The organism is Kitasatospora griseola (assembly GCF_014648555.1).
In the GTDB taxonomy this organism is placed as follows: Bacteria; Actinomycetota; Actinomycetes; order Streptomycetales; family Streptomycetaceae; genus Kitasatospora; species Kitasatospora griseola.
This window is the reverse complement of the sequence record NZ_BMRI01000037.1, coordinates 54,074-73,881: the sequence shown is the minus strand read 5'-3', so window position 1 is coordinate 73,881 and position 19,808 is coordinate 54,074. Positions and strand designations below refer to the sequence as shown.

Sequence of the window (19,808 nt, the reverse complement as noted above, 5' to 3'; positions counted from 1 at the left end):
CTGTGCGCCGCCAGGGACTCGAACCCCGGACCCGCTGATTAAGAGTCAGCTGCTCTAACCAACTGAGCTAGCGGCGCCTGCTGACCTGGAGAACATTACACGCCCGGCGCCGTTCCACCGAATCGTGACGCCGCCGCCACGCAGTGTCGCCCACGGCTCAGCGCGGGGGCGGGAGCCGGGCCAGGAACACCTCGAACGCGGTCGACTTCACCGAGTTCGCGCCGTCGAACGGATAGTTCATCTCCTTGATCGCGATCAGCGACAGCCCGATCAGGCCGGCCAGCGACAGCACCATCATCAGGTGCACCCAGGTGTTGGACAGGCCGAACAGGAAGGTGAAGGCGATGGTGACGACCGCGCCGGCGATCAGCGCCGCCCACAGCAGCGGCGGTACGCAGTCCGCGATCAGGTTCAGCCGGGCGCGGCGCTTGCTGGCCAGGCCGTCCACGTGCTGCACCAGGTTCTGGTAGATCGTCGACTCGTGGTTGTCGTTGGGCTGGAAGGCCAGCGCGGTGTCGCGGACCTGGTACATCAACGCGGTCGCCGCCGGGTCGCTGTGGTGCCCGGTCATCTGCTGCCACTCGGTGTTCACCACCGCGTGCGCGTAGCTGAGCGTCAGCCCCTCCAGCTGGGCGCCCTCCGGCAGCGGCATCTGCCGGGACATCCAGTAGACCCCGGCGAGCTCGTCCGCCTCCTCGAAGGTCGTCGCCCGCGCGGTCGAGGTGTTCTCCCACACCACGATCACCACGAAGGCCACCAGCACCGCGTAGAACGCGCCGACCGCGGCGAAGATGAAGCCCGCCACGTCGTTGCAGTTCACCCGGGACGGGACGGAGGCGTAGCGCTGCACCAGGAGCATGCAGGCCGCCGTGCCCACCAGCATGCCGACCAGGATCGCGCCATCGACCCAGTTCACGACGACCCCCACTGACCTCGGTGGACACCTGTGCGGACACCGCCATCAGGCCGCGGAGGAGCCGGGCCCGGCGAACGGGGACGGTCCGACCGGCCGTCAGTCGCCGCCGGACAGCGCGGTGATCGCGAGGAGTGCCGGCGGGCGGAAACAGGGACGCAGCGGCATGTCCGCCCCCAGAGTCCGCGCCTTCCTCCTTGACCTTCCGCGTTGCCCGTGAAGCGGCCGTCCGCCCGTCCATCCGCAGAGGAATCTATCGGGCCAAACGGGGCGGACGGGACAAGCTGCGCATCACACGCCCCGGACGGCCCCAGCTGTCACCCGGATCGCGCACTGCGGCGTCAACTCTGCCTGACGGACGGGCGAATCGGACGAACCGGGCCAATCGGCGGTTCGCGGACGGTCCGTGCGGCCTCGCGCCCCGGATGCAAGGATCGTGGGGAGAGCAACTCCCCGGCCGCGCGCGCTCCCAGCCGCGCGGCCCCGCCGTGAAAGCAGGCCGATGACCGCCGCCCCCGACCGCTACCGTCCGGTCCGCCGGATGCTGGCCCGCGACCGGGGCGAGTCCCATCGCGTCTCCACCCCGCTGGAACTGTTCTTCGACCTGTGCTTCGTGGTGGCCATCGCCCAGGCCGGCCACGAACTCGCCCACGCGCTGGCCGCCGGACGCCTCTCGGTCGCCCTGCCGGGATACCTGATGTCCTTCTTCGCCATCTGGTGGGCGTGGATGAACTTCACCTGGTTCGCCTCCGCGTACGACGTGGACGACGTCCCCTACCGGCTCACCACGCTCGTCCAGATCACCGGCGTGCTGGTGCTCGCCGCGGGCGTGCCACGCCTCTTCGGGGACCAGAACCTCGACCTCGTGGTGGTCGGCTACCTGCTGATGCGCCTCGCCATGGTCACCCAGTGGCTGCGCGCCGCCCGCAGCGAGAGCGGGCCTGCCCGGACCGCCGCGCGGCGCTACGCCCTCGGCATCACGGTCGTCCAGGCGTTCTGGGTGGTGCTGCTGTTCGTCCCGGACGCGACCCGCCCGGTGCTGTTCGCGGTCGGCGTGATCGCCGAACTCGCCGTCCCCGTCTGGGCCGAGACCCACAACCGGACCCCGTGGCACCGGCACCACATCGCCGAGCGGTACGGACTGTTCACCATCATCGTGCTCGGCGAGACGGTCGCCGCCGCCACCGTCGCCATCCAGACCGCGCTGGACGAGCACAAGGCCGTCGCCGAACTGCTGCCGATCGCCGGCGGCGGACTGCTGATCTGCTTCGGCGCCTGGTGGATCTACTTCGCCGACGACGCCCACCCCTACCTGAACTCCGCCCGCCAGGCGCTGCCCTGGGGCTACGGCCACTACGTCGTCTTCGCCTCCGCGGCCGCCGTCGGCGCCGGGCTGGTGGTCGCCGTCCAGCACGCGGTCGGTGCCACCCAGCTGACCGACCGGGCCGCGGCCGCCGCCGTCACCGTCCCGACCGCGCTGTTCCTGTTCACCGTCTGGGCCCTGCACGTGCGCCACCACAAGCGCGGCGCCGCCCAGCCGATCCTGCCGCTCGCCGCGCTGTCGGTGCTGGCTGCGACGCTGACCGGGGACGCCGCCGTGCCCATCGCCGGCCTCCTGGTGGCGTTCGCCGTCGCCATCGGCATCGCCCTGACCACGCAGACCGTGAAACGGAGCTGACGAAACCGTGCGCTTGGAAGACCTCCCCTACGCCCACCTGCTGCAACGCCACACCGGGCCGCTGCGGGCCGACACCCGCTACGACACCGTCCACTTCGACGACCTCGACCTGACCGGGCAGCTCGGCGGCGCGCACTTCCTGGAATGCGCGTTCACCGGCATCCGCGCGGAGAACGCGAAGCTGCGCCGGGCCGGCTTCAACGACGCGTGGCTGCACGGCGGGCGACTGGTCGGGGTCGACCTCGCCGAGAGCGAGTGGCAGGACACCGAGATCGACTCCACCGTGCTGGCCGGCATCTCCGCGCACAGCTCCGCGATCCGCCGCACCGTCTTCCGGCAGTGCAAGCTCGAAGCGGTCAACCTGCGCGGGGCGACACTGCGCGACGTCGTCTTCGAGGACTGCCTCCTGCGCGACGTCGACCTCGCCGACGCGAAGCTCACCAACGTGACGTTCCCCGGCTCCACCCTGAACGACGTCCGCCTGCGCGGCGCGACCCTCAAGGGCGTGGACCTCCGCCGAGCCGCCAGCCTCGACCTGCCCGACGGCCACCAGGGGCTGCGCGGCGCGATCATCTCGACGCACCAACTGCTGGACCTCGCGCCGCAGTTCGCGCAGGCGTTGGGGATCGTCGTCAAGGAGTAAAGAGGGAGGGTTCCGCTTCGCGGTCGGTCTTGCCCCGGGGGCCTACTGCCGGAGGGCGGTGATCGTGCCGATGGTGGTGGCGGTCAGGCCGATGGCGAGGGCGATGGTGCCGAGGATGCGGGCGCTGGTGGGGGTCCTCGGGCCGGGGCGCCGTCAACGGCCTTTTGGGTACCCGCCGTTCATCTGGTGAACAGTCCAACAATCCTTCGGGGAAAGTCATGGCCATGTCGCCCCGGCTGCGTGAGGATGCTCGGCGTTCGGCACGAGGTGTCTGAACAACATCATCAGCAGCAGCCGAAGGGACGGGCGGGTCAAAGTGGCAGAGCTGAGTCGTAGGAAGTTCATCGCACTGTCGGCGAGTGCGGCGGCCGGTGCGGCGGTCGCCGGGTCGGGCGTGGCGGGCGGGACGGTCCCGGCGGTCGCGGCGCCGACGGGGACCACGGGGACCATCACGGACGCCAAGCACATCGTCGTCCTGATGCAGGAGAACCGGAGTTTCGATCACTACTTCGGGATGCTCAAGGGCGTGCGCGGCTTCGCGGACCGCTCGGCGATCCAGATATCCGGCGGCTACAGCGTCTTCAACCAGCCGAACCTGCTGGGCCGTCAGTACCCGTGGCAGTTCAGCGCCACCAAGCCGGCCGGCGGTGCGGACCCGGAGCGGCTGGCGCAGTGCAACGGCGACCTGAGCCACGCCTGGTCCGATCAGCACAAGGCGTGGAACGGCGGCAAGTTGGACTCCTGGGTGGCGGCCAAGGGCAACGTCCGCACGATGGGCTACCTGACCAGGGCGGACATCCCGTTCCACTACGCGCTGGCCGACAACTGGACGGTCTGCGACGCCTACCACTGCTCGGTGCTGAGCGCGACGGGCCCGAACCGCACGTACCACTGGTCCGGCCAGATCGACCCGTCCGGCGCGGCGGGCGGTCCGGCGTACGACGGCGGCGACGAGTCGGGGCTGCGCTGGCAGACGTACGCGGAGGCGCTGGAGAACGCGGGGGTGAGCTGGAAGGTCTACCAGAACGCGTCGGACAACTACGGCGACAACGCGCTGGCGTACTTCACCCAGTTCTCCTCGGCCCCGGCGGGCAGCGCCCTCGCGGTGAAGGGCATGGGCTCCGTCCCGAAGGTCACCAACCGGACGCCGGACGACATCGTGGCGGCGATCAAGGCGGACGTGCTGGCGGGCACCCTGCCGCAGGTGTCGTGGATCGTGCCGGACCAGGCGTCCTCGGAGCACCCGTACGCCACGCCGGCCGACGGCGCGCACTTCGTGCACAACGTGATGGACGCCCTGAACGCCGACCCGAACGTCTTCAACTCCTCGATCCTGTTCGTCAATTACGACGAGAACGACGGCTTCTTCGACCACGTCCCGCCGCCGGCCGCACCCGCCGGCACCGCCGGGGAGTTCTACAGCGGCACCAACATCGGTCTGGGCTTCCGCGTCCCGATGCTCGCCGTCTCGCCGTGGAGCCGCGGCGGCTGGGTGTCCTCGGAGACCTTCGACCACACCTCGGTGCTGCGCTTCCTGGAGAAGTGGACGGCCGCCCAGGGCCGGCCCGCGACGTGCGTGAACATCTCGGACTGGCGTCGCCGGGTGTGCGGCGACCTGACCGGACTGTTCGACTTCGCGAACCCGGTGTACGGGATGCCCGCGCTGCCCGACACCTCGGGGACCATCGGTCTGGCCGCCTGCGGCCCGCTGCCGAACCCGGCGCCCGTCAACAACCAGCTGCCCGCGCAGGAGGCCGGCACCCGTCCGGCCCGGGCGCTGCCGTACCAGCCGGTGGCGAACCTGGACCACCTGGAGTTCGGCTCCGGCGGGGTGATGAAGGTCTGGATCGCGATGTCCAACGCGGGGAGCGCCACCAGCCACTTCGCGGCCTACGCCAACGCCTACCGCTCCGGCGGCCCCTGGCAGTACACCGTCGACCCGGGCGCGGCGACCAGCGACTTCTTCAACTGCGGCACCGGCTACGGCGCGGGCAAGTACGACCTGACGGTGGTCGGCCCGAACCGCTTCCTGCGCCGCTTCACCGGCGACGCCACCGCCGCCGGCAAGAACGCGGCCGTCACCGCGACCTACGCGCCCGCCCCCGACACCGGCAAGCTCGCCCTCTGGTTCAAGCTCGCCAACACCGGCACCGCCCCCGTGACGTTCACCGTCACCTCCACCAACTACCGCACCGACGGCCCCTGGACCTACCAGGTCGCCGCCGGGGCCACCACCAGCGACTGGTTCAACGCGGCGGCCTACACCAACGGTTGGTACGACTTCACGGTGACGGTCAGCGGCGACGCGAGCTGGTCGCAGCGCTTCACCGGCCACCTGGAGACCGGCGCCGCCTCGATCTCCGGCTGACGCGACGTCACACCGCACGCAGGCCGTGCGCGGCGAAGGCGTCGCGCGCGGCCTGCACCTGTTCCGCGGTCGGGGCGGGCGTGTCGGCGAGGGTGAACTCCCGGCCCAGCGCGGCCCACTTGGACTGGCCGAGCTTGTGGAACGGGAGGACGTCGACCCGGGAGACGTTGCCGAGGGAGGCGGCGAAGGCGGCGACGCCCGCGACGTTCTCGGGCGGGTCGGTGAGGCCGGGGACCAGGACGAAGCGCAGGTGGACGTCCTTGCCGAGGTCGGCGAGCCGGCGGGCGAAGTCGAGGGTGGGTTCGAGCCGTTGGCCGGTCAGGCGGCGGTAGAGGGCGCGGTCCCAGGACTTGATGTCGAGCAGGACGAGGTCGGTGTCGGCGAGCAGGGCGTCGTCCGCCCGGGCGCCGAGGAAGCCCGAGGTGTCGAGGGCGGTGTGCAGGCCCAGCTCGTGCTTGAAGCGGTGGAGCAGCTCGCCGGTGAAGGCCGGCTGGAGCAGGGGTTCGCCGCCGGAGAGGGTGGCGCCGCCGCTGCCGGAGGCGTGGATGAAGGCGGTGTACTTGGCGGCCTCGGCGACCACCTCGTCGGCCGTGGTCCGGTGGCCGCTCGCCATCCGCATGGTGTCGGGGTTGTGGCAGTACAGGCAGTTCAGCGGGCACCCGGCGAGGAAGACCACGAACCGGGTGCCGGGGCCGTCCACGCCGGTCGACAGGTCCCAGGAGTGCACCGAGCCGCTCGGCTTCAGAACGGTGGTGAGCATGCCGGTGCCTCCTGGGACCCGTCGACGGTGGCTCAGAGCGAGCCGTGGAAGGTGCGGTTGACGACATCCAGCTGCTGTTCCCTGGTCAGCCGGACGAAGTTGACCGCGTAGCCGCTGACCCGGATGGTCAGCTGCGGGTACTTCTCGGGGTGCTCCATGGCGTCCAGCAGGGTGTCCCGGTTCAGCACGTTGACGTTCATGTGGAACCCGCCGACGGCCGTGTACCCGTCGAGCACGCCCGCCAGGTTGCGCACCCGCTCCTCGCGGGTGCGGCCGAGCGCGTCGGGTGTGACGGTGTTGGTCAGCGAGATGCCGTCCTCGGCGGCGGCGTAGGGGAGTTTCGCCACCGACATGGAGCTGGCCACGTAGCCGTGGGTGTCGCGGCCGTTCATCGGATTGGCGCCCGGGGAGAACGGTTCGCCGGCCCGGCGGCCGTCGGGGGTGGAGCCGGTCTTCTTGCCGTAGACCACGTTCGAGGTGATGGTCAGCACCGACTGGGTGTGCTCGGCGTCCCGGTAGGTGGGGTGCTTGCGGATCTTGTGCATGAACTCCTCGACCAGCCGCACCGCGAGCCCGTCCGCCCGGTCGTCGTTGTTGCCGTACGCCGGGTACTCGCCCTCCACGGTGTAGTCGACCGCGAGCCCGGACGCGTCGCGCACCGGCCGCACCGTGGCGTACCTGATCGCCGACAGCGAGTCCGCCGCCACCGCGAGCCCGGCGATGCCGCAGGCCATGGTGCGCCGCACGGCGCGGTCGTGCAGGGCCATCTCCAGGCGCTCGTACGCGTACTTGTCGTGCATGTAGTGGATGACGTTCAGCGCGTGCACGTACGTCTCGGCCAGCCACTCCAGCTGCCGGTCGAAGCGCTCCACCACCTCGTCGTAGTCCAGGACCTCGGCCTCGATCGGGCCGGTCCCGGGGCCGACCTGCTCGCCGGTGATCTCGTCCCGCCCGCCGTTGATCGCGTAGAGCAGTGTCTTGGCGAGGTTGACCCGGGCGCCGAAGAACTGCATCTGCTTGCCGACCTCCATCGCGGAGACGCAGCAGGCGATCGCGGTGTCGTCGCCGAAGCGCGGGCGCATCAGCTCGTCCGACTCGTACTGCACGCTGGAGGTGTCGATGGACACCTGCGCGCAGAACTCCTTGAAGCCCTGCGGGAGTTTCGGCGACCAGAACACCGTCATGTTGGGCTCGGGGGCCGGGCCCAGGTTGTACAGGGTCTGCAGGTAGCGGAACGAGGTGCGGGTGACCAGCGGGCGGCCGTCGGCGCCGATGCCGCCGATCGACTCGGTGACCCAGGTCGGGTCGCCGGAGAACAGCTCGTCGTACTCGGGGGTGCGCAGGAAGCGGACGATCCGCAGCTTGACGATGAAGTCGTCGATCAGCTCCTGCGCCCGGCTCTCCGTCAGCCGGCCCTCGGCCAGGTCGCGTTCCAGGTAGACGTCCAGGAAGGTCGAGGTGCGGCCGAGCGACATGGCCGCGCCGTTCTGCTCCTTCACGGCCGCCAGGTAGGCGAAGTACAGCCACTGGATCGCCTGTTGGGCGGTGGCGGCCGGCCCGGAGATGTCCTGGCCGTAGCTCGCGGCCATCGCCTTGAGCTCCTCCAGCGCGCGGATCTGCTCGGCCAGTTCCTCGCGCTCCCGGATGGTGTCCTCCACCGCGCGCGGGTCGCGCGGCGCGGCGTCCAGGCCGGTCTTCTCCTCGCGCTTGGCGGCGATCAGCCGGTCCACGCCGTACAGCGCCACCCGCCGGTAGTCGCCGATGATCCGGCCCCGCCCGTACGCGTCCGGCAGACCGGTGACGATGCCGGCCTTGCGGGCGGCCCGGATCTCGGGCGTATAGGCGTCGAACACGCCCGCGTTGTGGGTCTTGCGATGGACGGTGAAGACCTTCTCCCACTGCGGGTCCACCGGGTAGCCGTACGTCTCCAGCGCGCCCGCGACCATCCGCCAGCCGCCGTTCGGCATGATCGCCCGCTTCAGCGGGGCGTCGGTCTGCAGGCCGACGATCAGCTCGTTGTCCCGGTCGATGTACCCGGGGGCGTGCGCGGTGATGGTGGACGGCGTGTCCCAGGAGACGTCCAGGACACCCTTGGCCCGCTCCTCGGGGAACAGGTCGGTGATCCGCCGCCAGATCGCCGCGGTCCGCGCGGTCGGCCCGGCCAGGAAGGCGGCGTCGCCCTCGTACGGGGTGTAGTTCTGCTGGATGAAGTCGCGGACGTCGACGGCGTCCCGCCACAGGCCGCCCTTGAAGCCGTCCCACGCACCGCTGTGGATGCGCTCCGCGTGCTGCGTGCTCATTGCCTCGCTCCCGCCTCTCGCCTACGCGCACTATTGTGAAACGATTCACGAACTCACATGGGATCGAAAAGTCCTGATCAGCGGGGACCTTGGTCCCCGGATCGCTTCCCGAGTCCGAGGCGGGGCCTCACACCGCCCGGTCGTCGCCGTAGTACGCCAGGGTCATCAGCCGCCGCATGTCCCGCAGCATCGGCAGCCGCGGATTGGCCGGCGCGCACTGGTCCTCGTATGCGTTCATCGCCTGCCGGTCCAGCCCCGCCAGGAACGCCGCCTCGTCCACCCCGGCCTCCTTGAACGAGCGCGGAATGCCGACCCGCTCGCGCAGCTCCTCGACCGCGAGCGCCAGCGACTCCACGCCCTGCTCGGGGGTGTCGGCGGGCAGGCCCAGCATCCGGGCGATCTGCCGGTACCGCTCCGGGGCCACGTAGCTGCGGTACTTCGGCCAGCCGGTCACCTTGGCCGGCGCCGAGCCGTTCCAGCGGATCACGTGCGGCAGCAGCAGCGCGTTGGTCCGCCCGTGCGCCACGTGGAAGGTTGCGCCCAGGGTGTGCGCCATCGCGTGCACCGCGCCCAGGAACGCCGAGCCGAACGCCATGCCCGCGATCGTCCCGGCGTTGTGCATCCGCTCCCGCGCCACCGGGTCGTTCGGGCCGTCGTGGACCGCCGCCGCCAGGTTCTCGAAGACCAGCCGGATGCCCTGCAGCGCCAGGCCGTCGGTGAAGTCGTTGGCGTACACCGACACGTACGCCTCGATGCAGTGCGTCAGCGCGTCGAACCCGGAGTCGGCCGTCACCGCCGCCGGGAGGTCGGTCGTCAGCGCCGGGTCCACGATCGCCACCGTCGGGGTGAGCGCGTAGTCCGCCAGCGGATACTTCTGACCGGTCTCCGGGTCGGTGATCACCGCGAACGGAGTGACCTCGCTGCCGGTGCCCGAGGTGGTCGGGACGCACACCAGCTTCGCCTTCTCGCCCAGGTCGGGGAAGGTGAAGGCGCGCTTGCGGATGTCGAAGAACTTCTCCTTCAGGTCCGCGAACTCCACCTCCGGGTGCTCGTACATCAGCCACATCACCTTGGCCGCGTCCATCGGCGAGCCGCCGCCCAGCGCCACGATGGTGTCCGGCCGGAAGTCGCGCATCAGCTCCGCGCCCCGCTCCACCGTCGCGATGCTCGGGTTCGGCTCCACGAAGTCCACCACCCGCACCTCCACCGGCTCCGGGCGCCGCCGCAGCACCTCCCGGACCCGCTCCAGGTGGCCGATCTCCACCATCGTGCGGTCGGTGACCACCACCACCCGGTGCGCGCCGCGCATGTCCGCCAGGTAGCCGAGCGAGTTGCGCTCGAAGAAGATCTTCGGCGGGACCTTGAACCACTGCATGTTGGTGTTGCGCCGCCCGATCCGCTTGACGTTGATCAGGTGCAGGGCCGAGACGTTCCCCGACACCGAGGTGTGCCCCCAGGAGCCGCAGCCCAGCGTCAGCGAGGGCAGGAACGCGTTGTACACGTCGCCGATGCCGCCCTGCGAACTCGGCGCGTTCCAGATGATCCGGCACGCCTGCACCCCGGCGCCGAACTCCTCGGCGAACGCCGCATCCTCGGTGTGCACCGCCGCCGAGTGCCCCAGGCCGTTGAACTCCACCATGCGGGCGGCGAGTTGGACGCCCTGCGCACGCGACCGGGCGCGCAGCACCGCCAGCACCGGGCAGAGCTTCTCCCGGGTCAACGGCTCCTGTGCGCCCACCCCGGCGACCTCCGCCAGGATCACCGAGGTGTCCTCCGGCACCTCGAAGCCCGCCCCCTGCGCGACCGCCTGCGCCGACTGCCCGACCACCGCCGGGTTCAACTTCCCTTTCCCGTCGAACAGGTGGCGCTCCAGCAGAGCCTTCTCCTCCGGGCCCGCCAGGTGTGCCTTCAGCGTCCGGAACTCCGCCAGCGCCGGCTCGTACACCTCGTCGTCCAGGATCACCGCCTGCTCGGAGGCGCAGATCATCCCGTTGTCGAAGGACTTCGACAGCACGATGTCGTTCACCGCGCGCTTCAGGTCCGCGCTCCGCTCCACGTACGCCGGGACGTTCCCCGCGCCCACGCCCAGTGCCGGCTTCCCGCACGAATAGGCCGCCCGCACCATCGAGTTGCCGCCGGTGGCGAGGATCGTCGCCACCCCTTCGTGCCGCATCAGCGCGTCCGTCGCCGCCATCGACGGACGGTCGACCCACTGCACGCAGTGCGCCGGGGCGCCCGCCGCGATCGCCGCGTCCCGGACGATCCGGGCCGCCTCCGCCGAACAGCGCTGCGCCGAAGGATGGAAGGCGAACACGATCGGGTTGCGGGTCTTCAGCGCGATCAGCGCCTTGAAGACGGTGGTGGACGTCGGATTGGTCACCGGGGTGAGGGCGGCGACCACGCCCACCGGCTCGGCGATCTCCACGATCCCGTCGAGGTCGTCCCGGGAGATCACCCCGACCGTCCGCATCCCGGCCATCGAGTGCGTGACGTGCTCGCAGGCGAAGACGTTCTTCACCGCCTTGTCCTCGAACACCCCGCGCCCGGTCTCCTCCACGGCCAGCACCGCCAGCCGGGTGTGCGCGGCCAGCGCGGCCAGCGAGGCCTTCTTGACGATCCGGTCCACCCGTTCCTGGGTGAGACCCGCGTACTCCTGGAGGGCCTTGTGCCCGTTGCGGACCAGGGCGTCGACGTGCTCGGTGATCTCGACGTGCTCGGCGTTCACGGTGGGGGAGTTCTGACCGGACATGGCGCGGCTCACCTCTCGGGGTGCGGCTGCGGGGCGCCCCGGCGGCACTGCCGGGACCGGTTGACCCCCTCAGCGTCGGGCGGCGGACCCTGTCGCGGCTACGGCCGATGGGCGCGATCCACCGGGACCATCGGCCTTCTCCGTTGCGCCGTACGGGAGTTCGGGATGCCCCCGGCGCGGCGGCGGTGTCCGCCGGGCGGGTGAGTCGCAGGCCGCCGGGGTGCGACGCCGGGAGGGCGGTGCGAGGGTGGGCGGAGCCCGCACGGGTACGTGTGACCGATCCCCGGCGGCGTACCGTGACAGGAGAGGCACCGAAGCAGGGGGGACGCCCACCCGAGGAGGAGACATGGGCATCTTCGACAGGTTCCGCCATCAGCCCGCCCAGCCCGCTGCCCCGGCCGAGGACTCCGCCGAGCGGGCCGCCCTCGCCCACGACGAGGCCGCCGACGCCTTCGGCGACACCGTGGAACGCACCCGCGACGAGGCGGAGCGCCGCGTCCAGCAGGAACGCGAGGACCGCGAGGCCGCCGAGAACATGACGGCCGAGGGCGACCCCTGGGGCTGATGACACCCACTCGTGAACGCCGGTGCCGAACGGCGCCGGCGTCCGCCTGTCCGGGGCCGGTGGCTCGGGTGAGGGTCCTGTGACAGTTCAGTGACAGGAGGCATACGCCCCAAGGACGTTGGGAGGGATAGATTGTTCTTGCGCGACGGACCGGGCCGAGGGGAAGATGGCCTGGCAGGAGCGCTGTCTCTTGCAGCTCGGCCAGATTCGATCCCTTGGGGGGGACCACCATGACCGCTCGTCGGTTCGCACCGTCCATCGCTTCCGTGAAGAAGGCCACCGCGGTCGCCGCGATCATGCTCGCCGCCACCGGTGTGGCCGGCGGGACCGCCTGGGCGGACGACAACACGCCGGTGGTGCCGTGCGCCGACGGTTCGGTCCACCTGCCGGGCGAGAACGCGGTCGAGAACGCGCCCGCCCACAACGGGCACGTCGAGCTGACGACCAGCTCCAACATGGCCCCGGCCCTCGACGGCGACACGGCGGTCTACCGGGTGTGGCTCTGGGCGAAGAACAACACCGGGGCCGCGTACCAGCACGTCTCTGTGGTGCCGGTGATCTTCACCCAGCTCGGCGTGATGAACACCAGCAACACCAAGGTGAACTGGGTGAAGGACAGCGGCACGGTCGAGCTGCCCACCCGGATGGGCTGCGACCCGTCGATCTGGGGCGCCTCCGGCGCGCTGGACACGCCGCTGGCGAACGGCGAGACGGTCCGCTTCGAGCTGACGATCACCGCGCCGAAGTCGGTCGCGTCGCAGATCACCGGGGGCACGGTGTTCGCCCGCGGCGCGGCGGACGGCGACCGCAGCCTGGAGAGCAACCACCAGCCCATGCCGCGGGTGGACTCGAACACCGGGCCGGTCTCGCCGTCCCCGTGGGTGTCGCCCTCCCCGTCGGCCTCCCCGTCCTCCTGGACGTCGCCGTCCCCGTCCGCCTCCCCGTCCTCCTGGACGTCCCCGTCGGCCTCGCCGTCCTCCTGGACGTCGCCGTCCGCGTCGCCGTCGCAGACCCCCTGGACGTCGCCGTCCCCGTGGGTGTCGCCCTCCTCGTGGGTGTCGCCGTCCTCGGGCACCGGCACCAACGTGCTGTCCGCGTCGGTTCCCACCAACGTGAACACCGAGCAGGTCGCCGCCGCCGGCAACAGCAGCGACAAGTCCGCGCCGCTGGCCGCCGGGGCCCTCGCCCTCGCCGCCGCGGGCGGCGTGTTCTTCCTCAACACCCGCCGTCGTTCCCGCGGCACCAAGTAACAGCGTCGTTCCCCCGTGTGGCCGGCCCCTTCCGGGGGCCGGCCACACGGCGTTCTGGGCCCCGCCCTCAGGGCTCTCGCGGTGGCAGCGGCGGGCGGCGGAGGTCGGGCCGGGCGACGGTCGGGGGCGGGGGTGCGGCGGCGGGGGTGGTGGTGAGGAGGTCGAGGGCGAGGGTGACGGCGGCGGCGAGGTCGGTGTGTTCGCCGCGGGCCCAGTCGCGCGGGGTGCGGACGACCTCGATGTCGGGGGCGACGCCGTGGTTCTCGATGGAGAAGCCGATGCCGCCGGTGAACCAGGAGGCGTTCTTCGGGACGGAGATCTGGGTGCCGTCGCCGAGCGCGTGCCGGCCGGTCATGCCGACCACGCCGCCCCAGGTGCGGGTGCCGACCACCGGGCCGAGGTCGAGGGCCTTGATGGCGGCGATGATGACGTCGCCGTCGGAGCTGGTGGCGTGGTCGGCGAGCGCGACCACGGGGCCGCGCGGCGCGTCCCGGGGCCAGCGGACGGGCTGCCGGCCGCGGGTGAAGTCCCAGGCGAGGACGCGGCGGCGGAGCTTCTCCAGGACCAGCTCGGAGACGTTCCCGCCGGCGTTCCCGCGGACGTCCAACACCAGTGCGGGGTGGGCGAGTTCGGAGCGCAGGTCGCGGTTGAACTGGGCCCAGCCGGAGCCGCCGAGGTCCGGGATGTGCAGGTAGCCGCACACGCCGTTGCTGAACTCCCGTACCAGGTGGCGGCGTTTGGCCACCCAGTCCTGGTAGCGGATGGGCCGCTCGTCGGTGAGCGGGGTGACGGCGATCCGGCGCAGCCGCTCGCCGTGGCGGACCGTCAGCTCCACCGTGGTGCCGCCGGTGCCGGCCAGCAGCGGCGCGGGGCCGCGCACCGGGTCGGGCGGACGGCCGTCCACGGCGACCAGCTCGTCGCCGTCCTGCACGCCGTAACCGGCGAGCGGCGCACGGGCCTTGGGGTCGGAGGACTCGCCGGGCAGGATCCGGTCGACCAGCCAGCGGCCGTCCGGGTCGCGGTGCGCGTTGGCGCCGAGCAGGCCGAGCGGCAGCTGGGCGATCGCCGGGCCCTCGCCGCGCCGGGACGGGGTGACGTAGGCGTGCGAGGTGCCGAGCTCGCCGAGCAGTTCGCGCAGCAGGTCGGCGAAGTCGTCGGGGGAGGCCACCCGGTCCAGCAACGGGGCGTACTGGTCGGTGAGTTCGGGCCAGTCGAGGCCGCACATGCCGGCGTCCCAGAACTGGTCGGCGACGATCCGGGCGGCCTCGAAGTAGGACTGCCGCCACTCGGCGGCCGGGTGCACGGTGTGGGTGATCCGGCGCAGGTCGACGGCGAGCGGGGCGGTGGGCGCGGCCATCGGGTACAGCTTGAGCGCGCCGCCCGAGAACACCGAGACCGCGGAGCCGTCGGCGGACACCGCGAAGCCGTCCAACTGGTCCACCAGCGTGCTGCGGCGGCCCCGGGCCAGGTCGAAGAACTCCAGCGCGGGGCGGCCGGAGGTGTCCTCCGGGTTGGCGAAGGTCTGGCCGAGCGCGCCGGAGATCGGCCAGCGCAGCCAGATCACCCCGCCGCGCACCGCCGCCGTCGCCGAGTACTTGGAGGCGATCACCGGGAACGGCACCAGGCGCTTGCTCAGCCCCTCCTCGTCCACCCGCACGGTGCCGTCGCCGGTGGCCTCCTCCGGGTCCAGGCCGACCGGCGGGCGGCCCTCGGCCGGGGAGGCGAACGGCGACGGGGTGTCGGCGGCCAGCGGTACCAGGTACGGGCGGCAGCCGAGCGGGAACGACAGGTCGCCGGTGTGCACGTCGTGCACCGGGTCGAAGCCCCGCCAGGACAGGAACACCAGGAACCGGCCGTCCCGGGTGAACACCGGATGCTCGTCCTCGAACCGGCCGCCGGTGACGTCGACGATGCGCTCCGGCCGGTCCACCCGGGCCAGCCGGACGGCGCGCAGCGAGCGGCCCGCGACCGGCTGGGACCAGGTCAGCCACTGCGAGTCCGGGGAGAACGACGGGCTGGAGACCGGTCCGAACCGGGACGCGGCGACCTCGGTGACGCCGCCCTCGGCGGTGTCCACCAGCAGCAGTCGGCCGTCCGAGCAGGCCACCGCCAGCAGACTGCCGTCGGGGGCGGCGGACAGCTCCTGGACCCGGCCGATCCGGCCCGCGGCGATCCGCCGGTGCACGGCCCGCCCGTCCGCCGGGCCGTCCTTGCCGGGCAGCGGTGCCAGCTCGATCGCGTCCTCGCCCTCCGCGTCGGTGACCCAGGCGGCCTGCCCGCCCCAGCCGAGCACCAGCGGCAGCCGGCAGCGTACCCCCGGCGTGTCGGCCAGCACCCGGGCCGGGCCCTCCCGGTGGGTCAGCCAGTACAGCGAGCCGCGCACGTTGATCACCCCGGCCCGGCCGGTGGCGTCGCAGGCCAGGTCCTTGACGTTGTTCGCGGCGCTCACCTGGTACGGGCGGCGGCCGGACCGGGCGCCGCCGAGCGGCACCTCCAGGCGGTGCGGGGCGGGCGCGTCGAGGCTGTCCAGCAGCCACAGGTCGCCGGCGTGCTGGTAGACGATCCGGGTCCCGTCGGTGGCGGCCTCCCGCGCGTAGTACGTGGCGTGGTCGGTGTGCCGGCGCAGGTCGCTGCCGTCCGGGCGCACCGAGTACACGTTGCCGACCCCCTCGTGGTCGGACAGGAACGCCACCCTGGTCCCCGCGGGGGTCGCCACCGGCATCGGCGCGGCCAGGTGCCCCGGCAGGTCGGGCAGCAGCAGGTCGTGGTCCACCCACAGCCGGCCCTTCGCGCCGCCCCGGTACCGCTTCCAGGAGGCCGGCTCGTGCGGGGCGGCATCGGTCAGCAGCACCGTGTGCTCCTCGCCCATCTGGGCGTCCGCGACCGGCCCCCACGGCATCCGGCGGCCCGGCGAGCCGTCCGGCGGCAGCTCCCACGCCCAGGTGTAGTGGGCGAACGGCTCGTGGTACGAGCTGACCGCCAGCACGTCCCCGTTCGGCAGCCACCCCCGCACCCGGGTGTCCTGGCTGCCCCAGTACGTCAACCGGGTCGCCGGGCCGCCCGCCACCGGGGCGGTGAACACCTCCGGGGTCAGCGCGAACCAGCTCGTCCAGGCCAGTGAGGCGCCGTCCGGCGACAGCCTGGGGTGGCTGACCCTGGTCCGGTCGGCACTGGCCCGCCAGGCCCGTCCGACGCGGCCGTCCGCGGCGAGCGGCGCGACCCAGACGTCGTCCTCGGCGGTGAAGGCGAGCAGACCGTCGCGTACATGAGGGAAACGCAGGTATCCGGGCACCACTCCATGGTTCGACCCCGCGCCGGGGGCCGCAACGCGGGCGGGTCCGGGCGCGTTCCCCCGGGCTGAGTCACCGTCAGGGAACGCCGGTCGTCGGTCCATTGACAGGGGCGGGCCGAGCCGGTTCAGTGGTCTAGTCCAACTCCCAGGGTGCGTGCCGGTGCGGCGGCACGCCCCGGGCCGGGAACCCCACAGTCCGGCGGGCGGGAGACGGACGTCCCCCACACATCAGGCAGGAGCATCCCCACATGCGCACTTCCCGGAAGAAGCGGCTGCTCGCCGCCGGAACGGCCTGGGCGGTGGCGGCCGCGGGCGCCGTCGCCATCAGCTTCGGACTGGCCGGGTCGGCCTCGGCCGGCGAATTCCTGGTCAACGGCGGCCTGGAGTCCGGCGCCCTGGCCCCCTGGACCTGCAGCGGCGCCACCGGCAGCGTCGTCACCGGCCACGCGCACAGCGGCAGCTACGCACTCGCCGGCGCGGCCTCCGCCACCGACACCGCCCAGTGCACCCAGACCGTCGCCGTCGCCCCCAATACCACGTACACGCTCAGCGCGTACGTCAACGGCGCGTACGTCTACCTCGGCGTCAACGGCGGCAGCTCGACCTGGACGCCCGGCACCGGCGGCGCCTACCAGAAGCTGTCCGTCAGCTTCACCACCACCGCCACCCAGACCTCCGCCACCGTCTTCACCCACGGCTGGTACGGGCAGGGCGCCTACTACGCGGACGACATCTCGCTGGACGGGCCGGGCGCACCGAGCTCCTCGCCCTCGGCGCCCAGCTCGCCGAGCCCGTCCGCCTCTGCGTCCGCCTCGGCTTCCGCGTCCGCCTCCGCCTCGGCCTCTGCTTCCGCTTCGGCCAGCGCCAGTCCGTCGGGCTCGGCGACCTCGCCGCCGCCGGCCGGGAGCCACGCGCTGGTGGGGTACCTGCACGCGAGCTTCGCCAACGGCGCCGGGTACCTGAAGATGTCGGACGTGCCCGACAGCTGGGACATCATCGACCTGGCCTTCGGCGAGCCGGACTCCATCACCTCCGGCAACATCCACTTCAACCGCTGCCCGGTCGCCCAGTGCCCGGGCGTCGAGTCCGACGCCGACTTCAAGGCGGCGATCGCCGCGAAGCAGGCCAAGGGCAAGAAGGTGCTGCTGTCGATCGGCGGCCAGAACGGCGAAGTGCAGCTCACCACCACCGCCGCACGCGACGCCTTCGTCTCCTCGGTCTCCTCGATCATCGACAAGTGGGGCCTCGACGGCCTCGACATCGACTTCGAAGGACACTCGCTGTCGCTCAACACCGGCGACAACGACTTCAAGAACCCGACCACGCCGGTGATCACCAACCTGATCTCGGCCGTGAAGACCTTGAAGGCCAAGTACGGGGCCAAGTTCCAGCTGACCATGGCGCCGGAGACCTTCTTCGTCCAGCTCGGCTACCAGTACTACGGCTCGGGCCCCTGGGGCGGCCAGGACCCGCGCGCCGGAGCGTTCCTGCCGGTCATCTACGCGCTGCGCGACGACCTGACGCTGCTTCACGTCCAGGACTACAACTCGGGCTCGATCATGGGACTCGACGGCCAGTACCACAACATGGGCGGCGCGGACTTCCACATCGCCATGACCGACATGCTCCTCGCCGGCTTCCCGGTGGCCGGCAACACCGCCAACATGTTCCCGCCCCTCAAGCCCTCCCAGGTCGCGGTCGGCATGCCCGCCAACACCTACGCGGGCAACGGCTACGTCGCCCCGGCCGTGGTCAACCAGGCCCTGGACTGCCTCACCAAGGGCACCGGCTGCGGCTCCTACACCCCGCGCGCCGGCAAGCAGCCGAACCTCCGCGGGCTGATGACCTGGTCGATCAACTGGGACAACTACAACGGGAACGAGTTCTCGAAGAACTTCCACAGCTACTTCGGCTGACCGGGCCGCACGCACGGGGCCGGCCGCCGGGAAGGCGGCCGGCCCCCGCGCGTGCGCCGGTGTGTCCGTCGGGGCAAGGCGGGGAGCCCCTCGATCCCGGCCGCCCCGGTCGTTCGTGACAGGTCGGTTCGCATCCGGTACCGGTCCGGTCACGGGGACCGTTCGCCGTCCGGGTGTCGCGCCATGATCCGAGGGGGCGAGGGGGAGAGATGCAACGAGCACGATCCGTGCGGTGGGCGGGAGCCGTCGCGCTGGTGTTGGCGGCGGTCGGCTGCACGACGCCGCACCGGGACCGGGCGCTGCCCGCGCCGACCGCCACCGCGCCGACCGCCTCTGCTGCGGCCGACTGCGCGTACCCGCGCTACGAGTTCACCCCGGACGTGAGGACCGAGACGCTGACGTACGTCACCCCGGCCGTCACTCTCACGGCGCCGGACGGCGGCCCGGTGGACTTCTCCCACGCGCTGGCCGTCCGGCCGCTCACCGCGACGGCGGTGTCGAGCGCGGGCGGCGCGGACGCCCGCCACGCGTACGACGCGTTCGTCCGCCAGTCGCGCACCCCGGGGCTGCCGGAGTTCGGCAAGCCGCTGAAGCCGTATTCGAACCCGACCGCGGGCGTCGGCAAGCCGGGCCGGTTCCTCGGATACGCGTTCAACTGGGTGATCACGAGTTCCTTCGTCCGCCACTGCGCGGGGACGGGCGCGGGGCGCCCGGACGCCGTCGGCTCCGTCACCAGCTTCCAGGCGGACTTCCCCCTGGCGGGCACGGTGGACTGCGCCGAGCCCGCCGGCCAGAGCGGACGCGAGGCCGCCCGGCTCATGTGCGGCGCCGACGCCTGACGACCGGCAGGCGGTCCGGGCCAGGGCGCCTGCGCGCCGCAGGCGGGTGCGGGGTGGGGACGGGGTGCCTAGCCTGAGGGGAGGAGGTGGTGGTGATGCTGGGCGATGCGCCGTTGTGCGCGGTGATTCCGGTGACCGACATGGGACGGGCGAAGCAGTACTACCGGGAGACGCTCGGGCTGGAGGTGGTGACGGAGGGGGCAGAGGATGTCACGTTCCGGTCCGGGGGCTGTGAGTTCTCGCTGTACGAGACGCCCTACGGGGGGCAGGCCGGTCACACGCTGGCCAGTTGGAAGGTCGCCGACCTGGACACCGAGATGACCGAACTGCGCGGTCGTGGCGTGGTGTTCGAGGAGTACGACCTGCCGGGCCTGAAGACCCTGAACGGTGTCGCCGAGGCCGACGGCATGCGGGCCGCGTGGTTCAAGGACCTGGACGGCAACGTGCTGTGCGTGAACGAGCGGCGTGCGGCGTGAGGAGGGGCGAGGAACAGCGAAAAACACAGAAGGCCCCTCGCTTCCGCGAGGGGCCTTCT

13 protein-coding genes and 1 tRNA gene are annotated in these 19,808 nt (G+C 71.9%); 8 read left to right on the top strand and 6 right to left on the bottom strand.

The annotated features are described in order from the left end of the window. Nucleotides 1–3: 3 nt before the first annotated feature. Both IEZ12_RS31460 and IEZ12_RS31455 read right to left on the bottom strand, forming a co-directional pair. Nucleotides 4–77, bottom strand: a tRNA-Lys gene (locus IEZ12_RS31460). A gap of 80 nt (nt 78–157) precedes the next feature. Next, nucleotides 158–916 carry a bestrophin-like domain gene (locus IEZ12_RS31455; RefSeq protein WP_229848386.1) on the bottom strand — a complete coding sequence of 253 codons (759 nt, stop codon included), beginning with the start codon at nt 914–916 and terminating at the stop codon, nt 158–160. Nucleotides 917–1,415: 499 nt separating this feature from the next. Between IEZ12_RS31455 and IEZ12_RS31450 the strand changes: the two genes are divergently transcribed. The 3 genes from IEZ12_RS31450 (at nt 1,416) to IEZ12_RS31440 (ending at nt 5,602) form a co-directional block, all read left to right on the top strand. Further along, nucleotides 1,416–2,591 (top strand): low temperature requirement protein A, encoded by a 1,176-nt coding sequence (locus tag IEZ12_RS31450; RefSeq protein WP_229848384.1) that lies wholly within the window; start codon nt 1,416–1,418, stop codon nt 2,589–2,591. A 7-nt stretch (nt 2,592–2,598) separates the two neighbouring features. Next, nucleotides 2,599–3,234, top strand: a complete 636-nt coding sequence (locus IEZ12_RS31445) for a pentapeptide repeat-containing protein (RefSeq protein WP_189276911.1) — start codon at nt 2,599–2,601, stop codon at nt 3,232–3,234. Nucleotides 3,235–3,550: 316 nt separating this feature from the next. Further along, on the top strand, nt 3,551–5,602 hold the full coding sequence (locus tag IEZ12_RS31440) for a phosphocholine-specific phospholipase C (RefSeq protein ID WP_189276909.1): 2,052 nt from the start codon (nt 3,551–3,553) through the stop codon (nt 5,600–5,602). A 7-nt stretch (nt 5,603–5,609) separates the two neighbouring features. On the opposite strand, the gene pflA is transcribed toward IEZ12_RS31440, so the two are convergent. The 3 genes from pflA to adhE all read right to left on the bottom strand — a co-directional run bounded on the left by pflA (nt 5,610) and on the right by adhE (nt 11,411). Beyond that, nucleotides 5,610–6,362, bottom strand: a complete 753-nt coding sequence (gene pflA / locus IEZ12_RS31435) for a pyruvate formate-lyase-activating protein (RefSeq protein ID WP_189276907.1) — start codon at nt 6,360–6,362, stop codon at nt 5,610–5,612. 32 nt (nt 6,363–6,394) lie between these two features. After that, nucleotides 6,395–8,662, bottom strand: coding sequence for a formate C-acetyltransferase (pflB, locus tag IEZ12_RS31430; protein WP_189276905.1), 2,268 nt, complete (start codon nt 8,660–8,662; stop codon nt 6,395–6,397). A gap of 127 nt (nt 8,663–8,789) precedes the next feature. Then, a complete protein-coding gene (gene adhE, locus IEZ12_RS31425; protein WP_189276903.1) occupies nt 8,790–11,411 on the bottom strand; it encodes a bifunctional acetaldehyde-CoA/alcohol dehydrogenase in 2,622 nt (873 codons plus the stop codon). 346 nt (nt 11,412–11,757) lie between these two features. Between adhE and IEZ12_RS31420 the strand changes: the two genes are divergently transcribed. Together IEZ12_RS31420 and IEZ12_RS31415 are read left to right on the top strand one after the other, a co-directional pair. Continuing rightward, nucleotides 11,758–11,976: a hypothetical protein gene (locus tag IEZ12_RS31420; RefSeq protein WP_043914085.1), complete on the top strand. Its 219-nt coding sequence runs from the start codon at nt 11,758–11,760 to the stop codon at nt 11,974–11,976. A 266-nt stretch (nt 11,977–12,242) separates the two neighbouring features. Then, the gene (locus IEZ12_RS31415; RefSeq protein ID WP_189276902.1) at nt 12,243–13,226 is read left to right on the top strand and encodes a hypothetical protein; all 984 of its coding nucleotides are present in this window, start codon (nt 12,243–12,245) and stop codon (nt 13,224–13,226) included. Between the two features lie 67 nt (nt 13,227–13,293). Here IEZ12_RS31415 and IEZ12_RS31410 read toward each other — a convergent pair whose 3' ends face one another. After that, nucleotides 13,294–16,521 carry a S41 family peptidase gene (locus IEZ12_RS31410; protein WP_229848382.1) on the bottom strand — a complete coding sequence of 1,076 codons (3,228 nt, stop codon included), beginning with the start codon at nt 16,519–16,521 and terminating at the stop codon, nt 13,294–13,296. Nucleotides 16,522–16,766: 245 nt separating this feature from the next. Here IEZ12_RS31410 and IEZ12_RS31405 point away from each other — a divergent pair, with 245 nt between their 5' ends. From IEZ12_RS31405 to IEZ12_RS31395, 3 genes are all read left to right on the top strand, one after another. Further along, nucleotides 16,767–18,434 (top strand): chitinase, encoded by a 1,668-nt coding sequence (locus IEZ12_RS31405; RefSeq protein ID WP_189276899.1) that lies wholly within the window; start codon nt 16,767–16,769, stop codon nt 18,432–18,434. 209 nt (nt 18,435–18,643) lie between these two features. Then, a complete protein-coding gene (locus IEZ12_RS31400; protein WP_229848381.1) occupies nt 18,644–19,273 on the top strand; it encodes a hypothetical protein in 630 nt (209 codons plus the stop codon). Nucleotides 19,274–19,368: 95 nt separating this feature from the next. After that, nucleotides 19,369–19,749: a VOC family protein gene (locus IEZ12_RS31395; protein ID WP_189276926.1), complete on the top strand. Its 381-nt coding sequence runs from the start codon at nt 19,369–19,371 to the stop codon at nt 19,747–19,749. The last annotated feature ends 59 nt before the right edge of the window (nt 19,750–19,808 follow it).

Coding starts and splice junctions, on each gene's coding strand:
- IEZ12_RS31450 (WP_229848384.1), top strand. CDS start 1,416: ATGACCGCCGCCCCCGACCGCTACCGTCCGGTCCGCCGGATGCTGGCC.
- pflA (WP_189276907.1), bottom strand. CDS start 6,362: ATGCTCACCACCGTTCTGAAGCCGAGCGGCTCGGTGCACTCCTGGGAC.
- pflB (WP_189276905.1), bottom strand. CDS start 8,662: ATGAGCACGCAGCACGCGGAGCGCATCCACAGCGGTGCGTGGGACGGC.
- adhE (WP_189276903.1), bottom strand. CDS start 11,411: ATGTCCGGTCAGAACTCCCCCACCGTGAACGCCGAGCACGTCGAGATC.
- IEZ12_RS31420 (WP_043914085.1), top strand. CDS start 11,758: ATGGGCATCTTCGACAGGTTCCGCCATCAGCCCGCCCAGCCCGCTGCC.
- IEZ12_RS31405 (WP_189276899.1), top strand. CDS start 16,767: ATGCGCACTTCCCGGAAGAAGCGGCTGCTCGCCGCCGGAACGGCCTGG.
- IEZ12_RS31400 (WP_229848381.1), top strand. CDS start 18,644: ATGCAACGAGCACGATCCGTGCGGTGGGCGGGAGCCGTCGCGCTGGTG.
- IEZ12_RS31395 (WP_189276926.1), top strand. CDS start 19,369: ATGCTGGGCGATGCGCCGTTGTGCGCGGTGATTCCGGTGACCGACATG.